The organism is Promicromonospora sp. NFX87, from assembly GCF_048564965.1.
GTDB lineage: Bacteria > Actinomycetota > Actinomycetes > Actinomycetales > Cellulomonadaceae > Promicromonospora.
On sequence record NZ_CP183413.1, the window covers coordinates 5,736,454 to 5,753,479 of the forward strand.

Annotated in this window: 15 protein-coding genes; 2 read left to right on the forward strand and 13 right to left on the reverse strand. The window is 70.7% G+C overall.

Annotation, left to right across the window (positions count from 1 at the left end; genetic code table 11):
- Nucleotides 1-111: 111 nt before the first annotated feature.
- Nucleotides 112-1,551: an APC family permease gene (locus ACNYC2_RS25705; protein WP_419704468.1), complete on the forward strand. Its 1,440-nt coding sequence runs from the start codon at nucleotides 112-114 to the stop codon at nucleotides 1,549-1,551.
- Between the two features lie 125 nt (nucleotides 1,552-1,676).
- On the opposite strand, the gene ACNYC2_RS25710 is transcribed toward ACNYC2_RS25705, so the two are convergent.
- On the reverse strand, nucleotides 1,677-2,039 hold the full coding sequence (locus ACNYC2_RS25710) for an L-rhamnose mutarotase (RefSeq protein WP_419704469.1): 363 nt from the start codon (nucleotides 2,037-2,039) through the stop codon (nucleotides 1,677-1,679).
- 62 nt (nucleotides 2,040-2,101) lie between these two features.
- Between ACNYC2_RS25710 and ACNYC2_RS25715 the strand changes: the two genes are divergently transcribed.
- Nucleotides 2,102-3,127, forward strand: a complete 1,026-nt coding sequence (locus tag ACNYC2_RS25715) for a LacI family DNA-binding transcriptional regulator (protein WP_419704470.1) — start codon at nucleotides 2,102-2,104, stop codon at nucleotides 3,125-3,127.
- Nucleotides 3,128-3,136: 9 nt separating this feature from the next.
- Here ACNYC2_RS25715 and ACNYC2_RS25720 read toward each other — a convergent pair whose 3' ends face one another.
- The 12 genes from ACNYC2_RS25720 to ACNYC2_RS25775 form a co-directional block, all read right to left on the reverse strand.
- On the reverse strand, nucleotides 3,137-3,397 hold the full coding sequence (locus ACNYC2_RS25720) for a hypothetical protein (RefSeq protein ID WP_419704471.1): 261 nt from the start codon (nucleotides 3,395-3,397) through the stop codon (nucleotides 3,137-3,139).
- A 155-nt stretch (nucleotides 3,398-3,552) separates the two neighbouring features.
- Nucleotides 3,553-5,871 (reverse strand): rhamnogalacturonan lyase, encoded by a 2,319-nt coding sequence (locus ACNYC2_RS25725; RefSeq protein ID WP_419704472.1) that lies wholly within the window; start codon nucleotides 5,869-5,871, stop codon nucleotides 3,553-3,555.
- 130 nt (nucleotides 5,872-6,001) lie between these two features.
- Complete coding sequence (locus ACNYC2_RS25730; RefSeq protein WP_419704473.1) at nucleotides 6,002-6,673, reverse strand: Poxvirus protein I5; 672 nt, start codon at nucleotides 6,671-6,673, stop codon at nucleotides 6,002-6,004.
- Between the two features lie 5 nt (nucleotides 6,674-6,678).
- Entirely contained in the window at nucleotides 6,679-7,608 is a 930-nt protein-coding gene (locus ACNYC2_RS25735; protein WP_419704474.1) for a carbohydrate ABC transporter permease, read from the reverse strand.
- Nucleotides 7,605-8,594 (reverse strand): carbohydrate ABC transporter permease, encoded by a 990-nt coding sequence (locus ACNYC2_RS25740; protein ID WP_419704475.1) that lies wholly within the window; start codon nucleotides 8,592-8,594, stop codon nucleotides 7,605-7,607. The genes ACNYC2_RS25735 and ACNYC2_RS25740 overlap by 4 nt, the downstream gene beginning before the upstream one ends.
- 2 nt (nucleotides 8,595-8,596) lie before the next feature.
- Nucleotides 8,597-9,931, reverse strand: a complete 1,335-nt coding sequence (locus tag ACNYC2_RS25745; RefSeq protein ID WP_419704476.1) for an ABC transporter substrate-binding protein — start codon at nucleotides 9,929-9,931, stop codon at nucleotides 8,597-8,599.
- 175 nt (nucleotides 9,932-10,106) lie between these two features.
- The gene (locus ACNYC2_RS25750; RefSeq protein WP_419704477.1) at nucleotides 10,107-11,210 is read right to left on the reverse strand and encodes a Gfo/Idh/MocA family protein; all 1,104 of its coding nucleotides are present in this window, start codon (nucleotides 11,208-11,210) and stop codon (nucleotides 10,107-10,109) included.
- 134 nt (nucleotides 11,211-11,344) lie between these two features.
- Nucleotides 11,345-12,826, reverse strand: coding sequence for a mannitol dehydrogenase family protein (locus ACNYC2_RS25755; RefSeq protein ID WP_419704478.1), 1,482 nt, complete (start codon nucleotides 12,824-12,826; stop codon nucleotides 11,345-11,347).
- Nucleotides 12,819-13,673, reverse strand: coding sequence for an ABC transporter permease (locus ACNYC2_RS25760; RefSeq protein WP_419704479.1), 855 nt, complete (start codon nucleotides 13,671-13,673; stop codon nucleotides 12,819-12,821). The genes ACNYC2_RS25755 and ACNYC2_RS25760 overlap by 8 nt, the downstream gene beginning before the upstream one ends.
- The gene (locus ACNYC2_RS25765; protein ID WP_419704480.1) at nucleotides 13,673-14,608 is read right to left on the reverse strand and encodes an ABC transporter permease; all 936 of its coding nucleotides are present in this window, start codon (nucleotides 14,606-14,608) and stop codon (nucleotides 13,673-13,675) included. The genes ACNYC2_RS25760 and ACNYC2_RS25765 overlap by 1 nt, the downstream gene beginning before the upstream one ends.
- Entirely contained in the window at nucleotides 14,605-15,765 is a 1,161-nt protein-coding gene (locus ACNYC2_RS25770; RefSeq protein ID WP_419704481.1) for an ABC transporter ATP-binding protein, read from the reverse strand. The genes ACNYC2_RS25765 and ACNYC2_RS25770 overlap by 4 nt, the downstream gene beginning before the upstream one ends.
- Nucleotides 15,766-16,995: an extracellular solute-binding protein gene (locus ACNYC2_RS25775; protein WP_419704482.1), complete on the reverse strand. Its 1,230-nt coding sequence runs from the start codon at nucleotides 16,993-16,995 to the stop codon at nucleotides 15,766-15,768.
- Nucleotides 16,996-17,026: the final 31 nt, after the last annotated feature.

Consider the following 17,026-nt stretch of genomic DNA (forward strand, 5'->3'; position numbering starts at 1 on the left):
CCGTTGCCGTGCGCTTTCACTTACGGAACTCTTGACCGACCAGGGGCGATCGCTGCCCACAGCACTTGGAGGCGGCCCGAGGTTGCACCGCCTCAGACGGAGGTGACCGGAATGACCCAGCCAACTGCCGAGGAGCACGCGCCCCCCGGCGAGGAGCCCACAGAGCTCAAGCGCGTCATGGGGCCGAAGCTCCTCCTGCTCTTCATCGTCGGCGACATCCTCGGCACCGGTGTCTACGCCCTCACCGGACAGGTCGCGGCGGAGGTCGGCGGCGCGGCATGGGCGCCGTTCATCGTCGCGTTCCTCATCGCCCTCATCACCGCGTTCTCGTACCTGGAGCTGGTGACCAAGTACCCGCAGGCGGCCGGTGCGGCCCTCTACACGCACAAGGCGTTCGGGGTCCACTTCCTCACGTTCATCGTGTGCTTCACGGTGATGTGCTCGGGCATCACCTCGGCGTCCACCGCCGCCCGGGCCGTGGGCTCCAACCTGCTCGCTGGCTTCGGCATCGAGGCATCCAGCACGTGGACCGTGGTCGCCGTCGCCCTCGTCTTCATGGCGCTGGTCGCCGCAGTGAACCTGCGCGGTGTCGGCGAGTCCGTGAAGGCCAACATCGTGCTCACGCTCGTCGAGCTCTCCGGCCTGCTGTTCATCATCCTCGTCGGGGTCTTCGCGGCGTTCGGCGGGAAGGCCGACTTCAGCCGGGTCATGGTGTTCGAGAGCCCCGGCGACAAGAGCGCCTTCCTGGCCGTGACCGCCGCGACGGCACTCGCGTTCTTCGCCATGGTCGGGTTCGAGGACGCGGTCAACATGGCCGAGGAGACGCACGACCCGGTGAAGAACTTCCCGCGGATGATGATCGCCGGCATCGGCATCACCGGCGTCATCTACGTGCTGGTCGCGATCTTCACCGTGGCGATCGTTCCCGTGGGCGAGCTCGGTGCGAGCGACACACCGCTCACGCTGGTCGTCGAGCGGGCCCTGCCCGGCTTCCCCATCGGTTCCATCTTCCCGTTCATCACGATCTTCGCCGTGGCGAACTCGGCGCTGATCAACATGCTGATGGCGTCGCGCCTCCTGTACGGCATGGCCAAGCAGAGGGTGCTACCGCCGTTCCTCGGGCGGGTCTCCCCGCGGCGGCAGACGCCCACCGCGGCGATCGTGTTCACCACCGTCATCGCACTCGGGCTCATCGTGCTCGTGACGCTGCAGGAGGAGAACGGCGTCATCGCAGCGCTCGGCGGCACGACGTCGCTCCTGCTGCTCGCGGTGTTCACCATCGTCAACGTCGCGGTGCTCAAGCTGCGGAGCAACATCGTGGACCGGAAGCACTTCGTGGCCCCGACCATCCTGCCGATCCTCGGGGCGCTGCTCTGCGCGTTCTTCGTCGGGCCCTGGACGGGACGCGATCCGCTCCAGTACCAGATCGCGGGCTGGCTGCTGCTGATCGGCGTCGTCCTGTGGTTCGTCACCTGGGCGTTCAACCGTCCTGAGTCCACGCGGATCACCGACCCCGACGCGCTCAGCGAGCGCGAGGGCGGCACCAACTAGGCCGACTGTGTTGCCGAAGTAGAGCGCCTGTCCGCCCGACGCGGGATACCCGGCACCGGGCGGACAGGCGCTCTACTTCGCCGACCACCCGTCCGCGAAGTAGAGCGCCTGTCCGGACATACGCTCTACTTCGCCGAATCGAGCGCCGCCAGCTGGCCCTCCAGGTAGAAGACCTCGTCCAGCAGCACGAAACCGTCGTCGGGGTTGCCGTCGGAGACGAAGAACTCAGTCATCGCCGCCTGCCAGCGCGCGTTGACCTCGGTCGCGGCCATGCCGCGCTGCGCGGCCTCGTAGTCGTCGGTCTCCAGGAACCCGACGAGCAGACCGTCGTCCCGCAGGAACAGGTGGTAGTCGCGCCAGCCCGTGTCCCGGAGCGCCTCCAGCATCTCGGGCCAGACGGCGGCGTGTGCCGCCCGGTACTCCGGGATACGGTCTGCTCGCACGCGGGACGTGAAACAGACGCGTGCACCAGCGGTGTTGCTCGACATGTCCGGTCCTCCGGTTCCTCGTGAAACGGTTCATAATGTAGCCCGAAGCAAGGAGGCTCTCCATGACCCAGCAGGCCGCTCACCGCCGAGCATCCATCGCCGACGTCGCCCGTGCCGCCGGGGTCTCCGTCGGCACGGTCTCGAACGTCCTCAACCGGCCCGAACGCGTGCTGCCCGGCACCCGCGAACGGGTCGAGGCCGCGATCGAGGAGCTGAGCTTCGTCCGCAACGGGTCCGCCCGGCAGCTCCGGGCCGGAACCATCACGACCATCGGCGCGATCGTCCTGGACATCGCCAACCCGTTCTTCACCGACGTCGCGCGAGGCATCGAGGAGCGCCTGGACCGCGACGACTTCACGCTCATGGTGGCGTCGTCCGACGACGACCCCGAACGCGAGCAGCGCTACCTCCGCCTGTTCGAGGAGCACGGCGTGCAGGGCGTCATGGTCGTACCCGCGACCGACGACATCGAGCACCTGCTCGCGATCCGCCGCCGTGGCACCGGCGTCGTGCTGCTGGACCGTCCGTCATCGGACCCGAGCATCTCGTCCGTGGCCGTCGACGACGTCCGCGGGGGCGAGCTCGCGGCGCGCCACCTCCTGGACGAGGGCCACACCCGGATCGTCTTCCTCAACGGGCCGCACACGATCCGGCAGTGCGCCGACCGGCACGAAGGCGTGGTCAAGGAGCTCGCCGCCGCGGGGCTCGACCCGGCGTCCGCGCTCCAGGAGATCACCGTGTCCAGCCTCAACGCCGAGGGTGGCGAGGCCGCGATCCGCGGGCTCCTGGAGTCGGGCGAGCGGCCCACCGCCGTCTTCTGCGTGAACGACCTGGTCGCGCTGGGCGTTCTGCGCACGCTTCGCACGGAGAACATCGCGGTCCCCGCCGACATGGCGGTGGTGGGGTACGACGACGTCGCGTTCGCCGCCGAGCTGTCCACACCGCTCACCTCGATCCGCCAGCCGACGCACGAGCTCGGAGCCCGCGCCGCGGACCTCCTGCTCAGCGGCCCCGACGCGGAGGCAGAGCACGTGATGTTCCAGCCCACGCTGGTGGTGCGGGGCTCCAGCTCCGCGTCGGCGAGGTAGTCCCCGGCGTCAGTTCCGCCGGTCCGACGAGCGGACCTTGACCGGGACCGGGCGCCTGCCCCGGGACGCCAGGAACGCCGCGGGTCCGAGGACCGGCACGAGGATGATGACGAGCAGCGTCAGGACGGCCTCCCAGGCCTGCTCCCAGCCTGTCCTGAACCAGACGACGAGCGCCGCGAGGGTCAGCCCGACGGCCACCAGCGCGCATGCTGACCAGATCAGGTCGTACATCGGTCCCAGGAACATGGTCGTCCAATCGGGTCGGGGCACGTCGTAGCGACCGACGCTACTCCACGGCTTCTCGGCCTGTCACTCGAATCGGGCGGGGCACCCCGGATGGTCACCAGGTCTCGACAAGCTCGACCAACGAGGTGGCCGGGTCTCGACAGGCTCGACCAGCGGGTGTGGTCGAGCCTGTCGAGAGGTCAGCCGCGGCCCGGGATCGGGACGGTGGACCAGTCGGTGTCCGAGGCCAGGTAGAAGCCCGGGTACGACGGCTGGTTGTACGTCGTCTGCTGCCGCGCCACCTCGGCGCGGTACTGCCGGTCCTGCATGAGCGTGTACATGGCGATGTCCGTCGGCTCGGTGGTCGTGAACAGCCGCAGTGCGCTGGAGTCGGTGGTCCGCACCAGCACCTCTTCACGCCAGTCGCCGAGCATGTCGGCCACGAGGGACGGCGTGCCCTTGGTGCCGTTGTTCGTCAGCGTCCCGTCCAGGCTCTTCACGACACCGCGCGACCAGTCGGTGATCGTCGGCGTCTGCGCCTCCGCGCCCCCGATGATCTGCGTGGTCCCGTCCCCGGCCCAGCGCACCGACTGGTTGGTGCCCATGGTCGTCGTCGAGAGCTGCGCGCCCGTGGCGCTCAGCGTGCCCGACCCGAGGGTGCCGTCCGGCATGGACGCCCAGACCTCGACGCCCGGCACGTCCGAGCGCACGTCGCCGATCATCGCCCGGCCCGTGTCCCGGCCGGAGTACTGCCCGAACAGGACCTCGCCGGTCGCGGCGTCGCGCATCGCGGAGCCGTACGGCGCCCACGTACCGCCCTCGTGCGCGGTCCAGATCTCGAGCCCGGGCCGTGCCGGGTCGATGTCGGTCACGTGCATGGCGTCACCGTGGCCCAGCCCGGCGCGCGCCCCGGGGTTCGCGGAACCCTCGGGCAGTGTGTCGAACGACGAGTAGAGCAGCGACCCGTCGTCGTCGAGCGTCGCCGAACCGTAGACGATCTCCTGCCTGCCGTCGGCGTCGACGTCGGCCGCGGACAGGGAGTGGAAGCCCTGCGTCGTGATGCTGCCCCACTCCGGCGAGCTGCCCGGCACCCCGTGCGGGCTGTCGTTGAACGGGTTGCTCATCGGCGTCCATCCCGAGTCAGCGAGCCAGCGCTTGGTCAGGTGCCTGCCGTTCCAGTCGTACGCGGCGATCGTGGAGCGCGTGTAGTAGCCGCGCGCGAAGATCGCGCTGGGCCGGCCCTCGGACAGGTAGGCCACACCCGACAGGAACCGGTCGACCCGGTTCCCGGGCTCGATGCGGGCCATCGCGTAGTCACCCCAGCGCAGCCCGTCGTCGGTGCGCCCCGGCTCGTAGTCGACGGTCTCCAGGGGCTTGCCGCTGCGGCCGTCGAAGACGGTCAGGTACTCCGGCCCGCTCACCACGAAACCCTCGAACTTGCGCAGCTGGTTCCGCGTCGAGCGCGCGGGCGCGTAGACGTCGATGAAGTGGTCGGCCGCGGCGCGCGCGTCGGCGTCGGACAGCGGGTAGGACCACCGAGTGCCGATGCCCCACGCCTCCTCCAGCGTGGCCGGCCAGTCTCCACCGGTCACCTCCGGCCGCGCCGACCAGCCGCGGAACGTCTCCACCAGGTGCTCGTAGTAGTCGCCGGCCGACATCCGGTAGTCGTCGGCATGGGTCACGCCGTCCGCCCGGTCGTCCCGGGGGATCCCGACGTAGCGCTGCCCGGCCGGCTCCCCGTCGTCGTACGTGGTCACGTGCGTGCCGGGGGCGGTCTTGACCATCAGCTCGGCGCGGCCGTCACCGTCGAAGTCGTAGACGGGGAACTGCGTGTAGTGCGCGCCCGCGCGGATGTTGACGCCCAGGTCGATGCGCCAGAGCTGCGTGCCGTCGAGCTCGTAGGCGTCGAGGTAGACGTTGCCCGTGTAGCCCACCTGGGACACGTCCTTGGAGTTGGACGGGTCCCACTTCACGACGATCTCGTACTCGTCGTCGCCGTCGAGGTCCGCGACCGACGCGTCGTTCGCGCGGTACGTGTACGCCTCGCCGGCGGGCGTGACGCCGTCGGCCGGCTTGTTCAGGGGGATGTCGAGGTGCCCGTCGCCCCACACGGTGGCCGACGCCGACCGGCCCGCGTTCGGCCCGCTCAGCGGCACCACCCGGTACCTGGAGCCGGCGGTGCCCGCCGGGTCGACGTAGTTGGTCGAGCCCGACACCCTCGCGACGCGCCTGCCGTCGCGGTACACCGCGAAGTCCGGGCTCTTGAGCCCCACCTCGGTATGACCGGTGACCTCGGGCGCGAGCAGCCGCCAGCTCAGGAAGACCCCCTCGCTGGTGGACGCCGCGACCAGGCCACGTTCGAGCCGCTCGGTGCCCGACGTCGGCCGGTCGCCCTCGGCGGTCCGGGCGGTCTGGGCGGCGGGGCCGGCCTGGGCGGACGCCGCGACGCCCACCCCGCTCAGCCCGAGGCAGAGTGCCGCCGCCAGGACAGCCCTGGTCTGGATTCGTCTCGCGATCATGTTCGAATTCCTCTCTGAATTCTCGATCTCACGGATGTCCGCCCCGATCACACGATCACGCACGGGATCTCGCCGGATTCCGTGCCTGATCGTGTGCTGGAGGCGGACCTTCGGACCCACCAACCCCGGGCTAGAGCCTGTTCATGCGTCGCGTCTCGACGGCGACCGCCGCCAGGCTCAGCAGGCCGCCCGTCACCAGGACGAGCGGCGTCAGCATCCAGACGAGCACCACGCACATCACCAGCGCCGCGAGCACCAGGGCAGACCCGGACAGGTCGTCCCGGGCACGCGCGGCCCCCCGGGACACCAGCACCCACGCGCCACCGGGGCCCGAGACGAGCCCGGGCGCCGTGGCGGGTGAGCCCGGCGCCGGCTCGTCGTCGGACCAGGCGGCCGCGGCGCGCACCAGCACCACCGCCGCGCACGCGGCGACCCCCCACGTCACCCAGCGGACGACGGACGACCCGGGCAGCGCACCCGACGCCGTCAGCCCGGTGTTCACCACTACCGCACCCGCGGCGAGCGGCAGGAGCGCGCCCAGCACCCAGAGGCCGCGCGCGGCGGCCAGCCAGTCCCGCGCGAACGTCCGGACCGACGCGTCGTACCCGCCGAGGTGACGGCGCAGGTGCGCGGACCCGGCCGCGAGCGCCGCCGGGAGCGTCACGACCGGGAGGCTGCCGACCAGCACGAGCAGCCCGGTCAGCAGCGTCTCCCCGAGCAGCGCGAACCGGCTCTCACCGGCCACGCGCTGCCCGCCGGCCGGCTGCCCGCCGGCCTCGTCCTCTCGTCCGTCGGCGTCCACGCCGCTCAGCCCTTGAGGCCCTGCGTCGCGACCCCGTCGACGAGGTACCGCTGGAACAGCACGAAGAACAGCAGCACCGGCAGGAGCGCAAGCACGGCCATGGCCATCTGCGCGCCGTAGTCGGAGACCGACGTCTGGTCCACGTACATCCGCAGCGCGATGGGCAGCGGGTACGTGTCGGGCTGCTTGAGGTAGAGCAGCGGCCCGAGGAAGTCGTTCCACGACCAGATGAAGGCGAAGATCGAGCTGGTGATCACCGCCGGCCGCATGAGCGGCAGCAGCACGAGCCGGAAGATCCCCCAGTGCCCGCACCCGTCGATGCGCGCCGCCTCGTCGAGCTCGCGGGGCAGCCCGCGCAGGAACTGCACCATGAGGAACACGAAGAACGCCTCGGTGGCCAGGAACTTGGGCGCCAGCAGCGGCAGGAACGTGTTCACCATGCCCATGGAGTTGAACAGGATGTACTGCGGGATGATCACCACGTGGAACGGCAGCAGCATCGTGCCGATCATGATCGCGAAGTACACCCCGCGCCCCGGGAAGCTGATCCGGGCGAACGCGTACGCCGAGACGGCCGACGACAGGACCACGCCGACCACCGAGCCGACCGCGAGGATCAGCGAGTTGAGGACGAAGGTCCAGAACGAGATCCCGCCGATCCCGCTGAGCGCCGAGACGTAGTTGTCGAGCGTCCACGTCTCCGGCCACAGGTTCACGTTGCCGACGATGTCGCCGTTCGGCTTGAACGTGCTCATCAGCATCCACACGCCGGGGTACAGGATCACCACGGCGATCGCGAGCACGACCACGTGGAACGCCACGGAGCCGGTGCGCCGCCGCCGGCGTGCCCTGCTCGACGACGAGTGGTCCCGGTCCGCGCGCAGGGCGGTTACCGCGTCCGGCGCGGTCGGGTTCGGGTAGCTGGTCGCGGTCATCGCACGTCTCCCGTGTAGTGGACCCACGCACGCGAGGTGCGGAACAGGACGGCGGTGATGATCCCGACGACGAGCACGAGCACCCAGGCCATCGCCGAGGCGTACCCCATCCGGAACTCCGTGAAGCCCTTGATGTAGAGGTAGAACGTGTAGAACAGCGTCGAGTCGGCGGGGCCGCCGGTGCCGCCGGAGATGATGAAGGCCGAGCTGAACACCTGGAACGCGCCGATCGTCTCGAGCAGCAGGTTGAAGAACAGCACCGGGGACAGCAGGGGGATCGTCACCGAGACGAACCGGCGGACCGGTCCCGCGCCGTCGACCTCCGCCGCCTCGAGCAGCTCGGCCGGGATCTGCTTGAGCCCCGCCAGGAAGATCACCATGGGGGCGCCGAACTGCCACACCGCCAGCAGGATCATCATCGGCATGGTCATGTTCGGGTCGCCCACCCAGCCACCGCTGGGCAGCCCGAAGAACTGCTGGACCTGGTCGGCGATGCCGTCGTCGATGAACATCGCACGCCAGACGATCGCCACGGAGACGCTGGCCCCGATGAGCGACGGCGCGTAGAACATCGAGCGGTACGCGCCCTGGCCACGGCGCTTGGCGTTCAGCAGCAGCGCCACCGCGAGTGCCGCTGCCAGCTTCACCGGCACGCCCACCAGCACGTAGATGGCGGTGACCTGCGCGGACTTCAGGAACCGCGGGTCGGCGAACAGCGTCGTGAAGTTCTCGATACCGATGAACTCCGGCGCCTGGAACAGGTTGTAGTCGGTGAACGCGAGGTACAGCGACATCAGCATCGGGCCGGCGGTCAGCAGCCCGAACCCCAGGAGCCACGGGGACAGGAACGCGTAGCCGGCGCGGATGTCGGCTCGCTTGCGCGGCGACGGGCCGGCACCGCCCCGCGCGGGGGCCGACGTCGCCGTCGTCCCCCGCGCGCTGCCGCGCCCGGCCGCCCGGCCGCGCTCGGTAGTGGTAGCCGACATGGTCATTCCCCGCCGAGGTTCGCTTCGGCGCTCTGGAACCACTGGTCGGCGAACTCCTCGGCGTTGATGTTGCCGTAGGCGAGCTCCTCGCCCAGCCGCTTGAACTCGGCCTCGACCACGCCGTAGCCCTCGCCCGGGAGCGGCGTCTCGGCCGTCACCAGGTCGGCCACCTCGTCCTCGTAGGTGACGATCTTGGAGTCGATCGAGCCCTCGGCCAGCTCCATCGCGTCCTTCTGGGCCGGTACGGCGGGCACGCCCTTGGACGTACCGAAGATCTTGCCCACCTCGGGGTCGTTCACCAGGAAGTCGATGAGCGCGGCCGCGGCGTCCGGCTCCTCCGTGCTGGCCGACGACGAGAGCAGCATCGACGGCTTCCAGAACTGCTGCGAGCCGTCGGCGCCCGTGGGCACCGGCAGGATGCCGAGGTTCTCCGTACCTGCGCCGGCCGCGTAACCGGCCAGCATGTTGTCCCAGGTGATCTCGGTGGCCGCCTGGCCGACCTGCATGGCGGTGAGCGGCTCGACCTGCTTCGCCCGCTCGACCGGGAAGAACACGCCGTCGTCGCGCAGCGGCTGGGAGCGCTCGACCCACTCGACGAGGTCCGCCTTCTCGAAGGCCGGCGAGCCGTCCTCCGCGAACGGAGCCTTGCCCTGCTGGAGCAGCCACTGGATGAAGAGCCACATCGCACCGGTGTAGTCGGTGCCGCCGTAGACCTGCGGGTCGCGGTCGGCCCCCGCCTCGCTGACCTCACGGATCCAGGCGTCGTACTCGTCCCAGGTCAGCCCCTCGGCGGGCGGCTCGACGCCCAGCTCGTCGAGGAGGTCCTGGTGGTAGAACATGCCGAGCGTGTTGGTGCTGGTCGGGATGCCGAACTGCCCGTCGCCCACCGCACCGGCGCCGAGCAGCGTCTCGTCGTAGTCGCCGGTCTGCAGGTTGACGCCCACCTGGCCCGACAGGTCGAGCAGCTGGTTGTTCGACGCGTACTGGTGGATGTACGCGAGGTCCATCTGGAAGACGTCGGGGAGCGTCTGGCCGGCCGCCTCCGTGGTGCGGGCGGTCCAGTAGTCGTCCCAGGCCTGGAACTGGGTCTGGACGTCGATGTTCGGGTGCTTCTCCTCGAACAGCTTGACCGCTTCCTCGTAACGGGAGGCGCGGTCGTCGTCCCCCCACCAGACGAGGGACAGCTCGATGTCCCGGTCGGCGGCGACGGGCGCGGCCTCGGCCGAGGTGGCGGCGTTGCCGCCTCCCCCGCACGCCGAGAGGGTGAGCGCGGCCACTGCCGCGATAGCCGTTGCATGGACGGCGGCCTTACCTGTGGTGGTGCGTGTGCGAACCACGTGAGCCTCCTTGCTCGTACTGCTGTTGGCGCGCCGGCTGCGTCCTCGACGGCCGACTGAATCGATACAATACCGCTCCGGGAAGCGTTGTCCAGGGCTTCAGGTCAGGAATTCGTAACGAAGTGCACCGATACAACCCATCTGCGCCCGACGTCGCCACGGCGGAGCCGGGCCGTCAGGCAGGCGCCGGCGCCGTGGCCTTCACCGGCGCCCAGGCGGGCCCGGTTCCGCGCATGGACTCGTGGAACGGGTCGCCCGGCCCGATCTCGCCGGCCCGGACCACCGCGCCGGTGAACGCCGACCGGTAGATGGCGGCGACCAGCTCGAGCGTGCCGCGCGCGTCCCCCACGGTGACCGGAGGCGCCTCGCCCGCGGCGAAGGCCCGGTAGGTCGGGAGGAACTGGGCAAGGTGTCCGGAGGGCAGGGCCGCGGGGTCCGGCTGCCAGAGCGCCTCGGCGTCGGCCCGGTCCTTCGCGGGCGTGAACGTCCAGTCGGCGTCGTCGTACCCGTACAGGTGCGACAGCTCGATGGTCGCCGCCTCGGTGTCGAACCGCAGGTCGGAGGTCTCCCGCGGGGACAGCAGGGAGTTGGTGATCGTCGCCATCGCGCCGTTGGCGAAGCGCACTATCGCCATCGACACGTCCTCTGTGTCCACGTGCCGGGCGAGGCGTCCGGCCATCGCCGTCACCTCGGACCAGGGCCCGAGGACCGCCAGCAGCAGGTCGAACTGGTGGATGCCGTGGCCCATCGTCGGGCCGCCACCCTCGGTGTCCCACCGTCCGCGCCACGGCACCTCGAAGTACTCGGGCGCGCGGAACCACATGGTGTCGCAGGTCGCGACGAGCGGGCGACCCAGCGCGCCGTCGTCGAGCAGCCGCCGCAGCTGGAGCAGGCCGTGCCCGAACCGGTGCTGGACCACCTGGGTGAACGACGCGGTGGAGGCCGCCTCGGCCTCCGCGATCCGGTCGATCTCCGCGAGCGAGAGTGTCGCCGGCTTCTCCACGACCACGTGCACGCCGGCCTCGAGCGCGGCGACCGCCGCGTCCACGTGGGCGCCCGGCGGGGTGCACACGTGCAGGACGTCGGTGTCGGCGAGCACGTCGGCCAGGTCGGTGCCGTGCCCGGCGACGCCGTACTTCCGGGCGAACGCCTCGGCCCGTGCCGGGTCGATGTCGAGGGCGTGCGCCAGGACGGCGTCCACCCCGTGCTGCGGCAGCGCCGCGATCGCTTCCGCATGGGTCCCGGCGATGGCACCCGTACCCAGGATCGTGACTCTCATGTCTCTCCGTCCTCATTTGACAAAATGAATCGTTTCACCGCTCACCCAGACCGTACCAGCCCTCGTTGAGTGCGGGATATTCGCCCCTACAGCCCGTCTAGAAGGGCGAATATCCCGCACTCAACGGGGAGGGGTCAGCGGACCGAGTTGATCTCCTCCGCCACCAGGTCCAGGAAGGTGTCCGGGGTGGTCTCCGGGAGGAGGCCCTCGAGGCCGAGCAGGGCCCGGACGTCCTCCTCGGCACCGGCCAGTCCCTCGACGTCGCCGAGGCCGTCCGAACCGCCCGGCACCTCGAACGCGTTGACGACAGCCTCGAGCTCGTCGGCCCGCGGGTCGTCGACGCCCTCGCCGGAGAGCGTCCGACGTCGGACGAACTCCGCCCACGCGGCCAGCGCGAACGCCACCCCGCGCGGCTCCCGGCCGGCGGCCAGCGCGTCGCCAAGGACACCACCCCACCGGTACGGGATCTTCTGCGTGCCGTCCATCGCCACCTGCGCCGTCGTGTGCCCGGTGTGCGGGTTGGCGAACCGCGCGAGGATCTGCTCGCCGTACTGGTGCAGGTCCAGACCCTCAGGCGGCGTGAGCGTCGGCAGCGCGTCCTCGAAGAGGTACTGCCGGGCGCGCTCGGCGATCGCCGGGTCGGCCATCGCCGCCGCGATCGTCGTGTGCCCTGCGAGCCACCCGGAGTACGCGACCAGGGAGTGCGTCCCGTTCAGCAGCCGCAGCTTGGCCTGCTCGAACGGCGCGACGTCCTTGGTCAGGGTGGCGCCGGCCGCCTCCCAGGCGGGGCGCGGGCCGGCGAACCGGTCCTCGATCACCCACTGCGCGAACGGCTCACCCACCACGAGCCCCTCGTCCCGCGCGCCCAGCGCCTGCTCGACGTGGTCGCGCTGCTCCGGCGTCGTCGCGGGCACTATCCGGTCGACCATGGAGCAGGGGAACGTGACGTGCGCGTCCAGGAACTGGCGCAGGGCGTCGCCCTCGGCCCCGGGCAGCCCCGCGTCCACGGCCTGCCGCACCAGACGTTCGAGCACGCGCCCGTTGTCCACCATGTTGTCGCAGGTCAGCACGGTGATCGGCGCACCGGATCCCGCACGCGCCGCGAGGCCGCGGACCAGGAGCCCGATCGCCGACGTCGCCGGGCGCATTGTCTCCCCGCCGGCCCGCAGCTCCTCCAGGTCGCCGGCCACCGCATCCAGGTCGAGCGCCCCGTCGGGCGTCCGGGCGTACCCCTTCTCCGTGATCGTCAGCGTGACCACGTGGGTCGACGGCGCCGCGAGCGCCGCCAGCACCCGCTCGGTCTCCTCCGCGGGGTAGGCGACGTCGACCACCGAGCCGACCAGCTCGACGGACGACTCCTGCTCGCCCGCCGTGAGCACCGCGTACACGCCGCCCTGCGGGCGGAGCTGGTCGCGGACGGTCGCCGACCGCTGGGTCACGCCGAGGATCCCCCACGTCGTGTCGCCCGTGGCGATCGCCGCGCGTTCGGTATAGACGGCCTGGTGCGCCCGGTGGAACGCCCCGATGCCGAGGTGGACGATGCCCACCGCCGTCGGCATCACCGGCGCGTCGATGCCCACGGGGACGTTGTCCCGGTGCAGGCGGTCGTCAGTCATCGCGTGTCTCCTTCACCTGTGCCACGAGCTGCGTCGGGTTCACGAACCGCAAGGCAGCCACGAGCATGACGAGCATGGTCGCTGTATAGATCACCGACATGGCCGAGATGAGCTGTCTCGCCTCGCCACCGCCGGCGGATGTCATGCCACGGTAGATCGCTACGACGAGTGTGTCCGATCCAGGGCCGGACACGAGGAACGTCAGCTCGAACAGCCCGACGGTCCGGACGAGCACGAGGATCGCCGCGGCGAGGATACCGGGCACGAGCAGCGGGGCCAGGATGCGCGTGAACACCTGGCGGGTCCGCGCACCGCACATCCGGGCGGCGGACTCGATGGCCGGGTTGATCTGCTCGATGAACGGCGTCATGGTCAGGATCACGAACGGCACGGACGGGACGAGGTTGACCAGCACGACGGCGGTCAGCGTGCGCCCGAGCCCGAACGAGTACATGACCGTCGCGAGCGGGATGCCGTAGGTGATGGGCGGCATGAGCACCGGCAGCAGGAACAGCAGCATGATCGCGCGCTTGCCCGGGAAGTCGCGGCGGGCGAGCACGTACGCGGCGGGCACGCCCACGGCTACGGAGATGACGACGACGAGCGCCGCCACGCCGACCGTGACGCCGACGACCTCGCCCAGCGCGAACCGGTCCCAGGCCTCGGTGTAGCGCTCGGTGGTCAGCCCCTCGGGCAGCCAGGTGTCGAACCACTGCCGCCCGAACGAGTCGACGACGACCGCGGCGAGGATGCCCAGCAGGAACACCCCGAACGCGGTCATGCCGGCCCAGACGAACCAGGTGGACGGCCGGGCGGCGATCGGCCGCTCGAGCGTTGTGGCGGCCATCAGCCCTTCCCTCCGGTGGTCCCTCGGTACAGCAGCGACCGCAGGCCCAGCACGGCCACCACGACGATCAGCTCTACGGCGCCCATCATCAGCGCGATGGTGGACGCCATCGCGTAGTCGTTCTGCTCGCCGAACGCCCGGAACGCCATGAGCGACATGACCCGGGTCTCGCCCATGGCGTCACCGACGAGCCGCGCGGACGGGAACACGGAGAACGCGAGCACGAACGTCAGGATGAACGTGGTCGCGAGGCCCGGCGCCAGCAGGGGCAGGATGATCCGCCGGAACCGCTGCCACCAGCCCGCACCGAGCGTCTTGGCCGCGCGTTCCAGCGACGGGTCGATGCCCGACAGGTAGGACGAGATGAGCAGGAACGCGAACGGGAAGCCGGTGATGACCAGGGAGAACATGACGCCCAGGTAGTTGTTCACCAGCTTCAGCGGTTCGTCGATCAGGCCGATCTCGAGCAGCGTCCGGTTGATCCAGCCCTGGCGCCCCGCGAAGATGAGCAGCCCCTGGGCGGTGAGCACGGTGCCCAGCGTGATGGGGAGCACCAGCAGCGACGTGAGCAGCCGCTTGCCGCGGAACCGGTGCCGCAGCACCATCGCGACCGGCACCGACGCCAGCACGTTGAACAGGGCGGCAGGGAGCGCGAGCCGCATGGTGATGCCGACGGAGTCGAACACGAACGGGTCGCGGAAGAAGGCCACGTAGTTCGCGAAGATCCCGCCGCCCCACTGCTCCTGCATCGCCACGGTGGGCTGGACGGTGAGCCCTATCCCGTACGAGAACGGGTACACGAACAGCGCGACCGCCACGACGAGGCCGGGCACCAGCAGGAGCAGGACCGGGTCGACGCCGCGCTCGGCCAGGCGGTGCCGCAGGCTCGCGGTGGCCCGCCCCGCCCGCGGCCCGCCGCCCCCGCTCGAGCTCATGCCGCCACCTCGACCGGTGGGACGGCGTCCAGCGCCTCCGGGAACACCAGCACCCGCTCGACCGGTGCCGTCAGCCGGACGGCGCTGCCGACCCGCGGGGCCGACGGCGTCCGGGCGTGCAGCATCGTGTCGCCGGTCTGCACCCCGACGGCGTGCTCGCGACCGTGGTACTCGACCACGGCGACGGTGCCGGGAACGGCACCCGCGCCGGCTCCGCCGGTCGAGCCACCGCCGTTGGTCGAGCCTGTCGAGACCCCGCCAGGCTCGACCACCGAGACCACGAAGTCCTCCGGCCGGATCGCCACCCGCACCTGGTCCCCCGCGCTCAGGGCGCCGACCGCACGCCCCGTGAGCCGGACCCCGCCGTCGGCCGTCCCGGGGAGGGCGACCACCACCTCGCCCCCGGACGCCGAGACGACGGTCGCCGTCAGGATGTTGCGGTACCCCATGAAGTCCGCGACGTACCAGCTCGTCGGGCTCTCGTAGAGCTCGTCGGGCGTGCCCACCTGCTGCACGCGCCCCTCCCGCATGACGACCAGGCGGTCGGCCAGGGACAGCGCCTCCTCCTGGTCGTGCGTCACGTAGATGGTCGTGAGTCCCAGCGACTGGTGCAGCCGCCGGATCTCGGTGCGCATGTCGAGGCGGAGCTTCGCGTCGAGGTTCGACAGGGGCTCGTCCATGAGCACGAGCGACGGTTCGAGCACCACGGCGCGCGCTATCGCGACGCGCTGCTGCTGCCCGCCCGAGAGCTGGCCGGGCAGCTTCTTCGCGTGCTCGCCGAGCTTGACGAGCTTGATCGCCTCGCGCACCCGCGAGTCGATCTCGGCCCGAGGGCGCCCCTGCATCTGCAGGCCGAACGCGACGTTCTTCTCCACGGTCAGGTGCGGGAACAGCGCGTAGGACTGGAAGACCATCCCGAACCCGCGACGCTCGGGCGGCAGGGTGTCGATGCGCTTGCCGTCGAGCAGGATCTCGCCGTGGGTCAGCGGGAGCAGGCCTGCGAGGCAGTTCAGCGCGGTCGACTTGCCGCAGCCCGACGGCCCGAGCAGGGCGACGAACTCGCCCGCCTTGATGGTCAGGTCCAGCCCGGACAGCGCGTCCACCCCGCCGAACCGCCGTCCGACACCGCGCAGCTCCAGGGAATCGAAGTCACTCACTCAGGACTCCTCCTCCACCTTGCCGCCGCCGACCTCGCGGTCCCAGATGTCGAACGCCTTGACCATCGACTCGGCGTCGAGCGGCACGACGGCGTCCTGCGACTCGATGAGCTCGTCGAACATCGGCCGGCCGAACTCCTCGATGACGTCCTGCGACTCCTGCGGCGCGAGGTCGAGCGTGGCGCCCTCGACGGCCGGGCCGGGGTAGAAGTAGCCGGCGTCGTACGCCTTGGCGTTCTGCTCGGGCGTGAGCATGTCCTGCAGCAGGAGCATGATCGCGCTGATCTTGTCCGCGCTCTGCCCCTTCGGGATGGCGGCGTAGTGCGCGTCGGTCACCCAGGTGAAGTCGTCGAACGCGGCGGCCTGCAGCTTGTTCGGGAGCTGGCCCTCGGCGCGCGGCGCGATCTCCCAGCCGGTCGTGGTGGGGATCATCGCCCAGGTGCCGTCGGCCATGTTGGTCACGACCTGGCCGGTGCCCGTCGGGTAGGTGTCGACGTACTCGCCGAGCTCCTTGAGGTACGCCCAGGTCTTGTCCCAGCCGTTCTCGGGGTCGGTCGGGTCCTCGTCGCCCAGGATGTAGGGCAGGCCCATGAGGAACGTGCGACCCGGGCCCGAGTTCGCCGGGCGGGCGTACCCGAACTTGCCGGGGTTGGCCTTGGCCCACTCCAGCAGCTCCTCCGGGGTCGCGGGCGGCGCGTCGACGACGTCGGGGTCGTACTGCAGCAGCGGCCCGGACGGGTAGTACGTCGTCACCACGCCGAAGCCCTGGGCGAGCTCCTGCATCTTCGCCGCGGGCTCCAGGTAGTTCTCCTGGTTCGACACGCGGTCGCCGTAGTCGTCCACGATCGGGAGCCACAGGTCCTGGCTGATACCGGCGGCCAGGCCGTCGTTGCCGGTGAACACGACGTCGATGGACAGGCTTCCGCTGTCGACCTGCGGCTTGACGATGCCCGTGACGTCGGGCGCGCCGCCCGTCTCCCAGGTGACCGACTCGATGACGTCCGGGTTGTTCTCGACGAACTCGTCGACCATGCCCTCGGTGAGCCGCTGGTTGCCCGCGACGTCGAGGATGTTCAGCGTGACGGGCTCGGAGGGCGTGTCGGGGACGTCCGCCGCGTCGGTGACGGCTCCGCCGCTCTCGCCGCCGGGAGGCGCGGGCGGGGTGCAGGCGGTCAGCAGGGTCAGTGCCGCGACGCCGGCGAGCGCCACAGCCTTCTTCGAGGTGCGCATGGTGCCTTCCTCTCTCTCGGGCTCCTTCGCC

Excerpts from the sequence above, each read along its gene's own strand:
- ACNYC2_RS25750 (WP_419704477.1), bottom strand. The coding sequence starts at position 11,210 with ATGAGAGTCACGATCCTGGGTACGGGTGCCATCGCCGGGACCCATGCG.
- ACNYC2_RS25735 (WP_419704474.1), bottom strand. The coding sequence starts at position 7,608 with ATGACCGCGACCAGCTACCCGAACCCGACCGCGCCGGACGCGGTAACC.
- ACNYC2_RS25710 (WP_419704469.1), bottom strand. The coding sequence starts at position 2,039 with ATGTCGAGCAACACCGCTGGTGCACGCGTCTGTTTCACGTCCCGCGTG.
- ACNYC2_RS25725 (WP_419704472.1), bottom strand. The coding sequence starts at position 5,871 with ATGATCGCGAGACGAATCCAGACCAGGGCTGTCCTGGCGGCGGCACTC.
- ACNYC2_RS25755 (WP_419704478.1), bottom strand. The coding sequence starts at position 12,826 with ATGACTGACGACCGCCTGCACCGGGACAACGTCCCCGTGGGCATCGAC.
- ACNYC2_RS25775 (WP_419704482.1), bottom strand. The coding sequence starts at position 16,995 with ATGCGCACCTCGAAGAAGGCTGTGGCGCTCGCCGGCGTCGCGGCACTG.
- ACNYC2_RS25765 (WP_419704480.1), bottom strand. The coding sequence starts at position 14,608 with ATGAGCTCGAGCGGGGGCGGCGGGCCGCGGGCGGGGCGGGCCACCGCG.
- ACNYC2_RS25715 (WP_419704470.1), top strand. The coding sequence starts at position 2,102 with ATGACCCAGCAGGCCGCTCACCGCCGAGCATCCATCGCCGACGTCGCC.
- ACNYC2_RS25740 (WP_419704475.1), bottom strand. The coding sequence starts at position 8,594 with ATGTCGGCTACCACTACCGAGCGCGGCCGGGCGGCCGGGCGCGGCAGC.
- ACNYC2_RS25705 (WP_419704468.1), top strand. The coding sequence starts at position 112 with ATGACCCAGCCAACTGCCGAGGAGCACGCGCCCCCCGGCGAGGAGCCC.
- ACNYC2_RS25760 (WP_419704479.1), bottom strand. The coding sequence starts at position 13,673 with ATGGCCGCCACAACGCTCGAGCGGCCGATCGCCGCCCGGCCGTCCACC.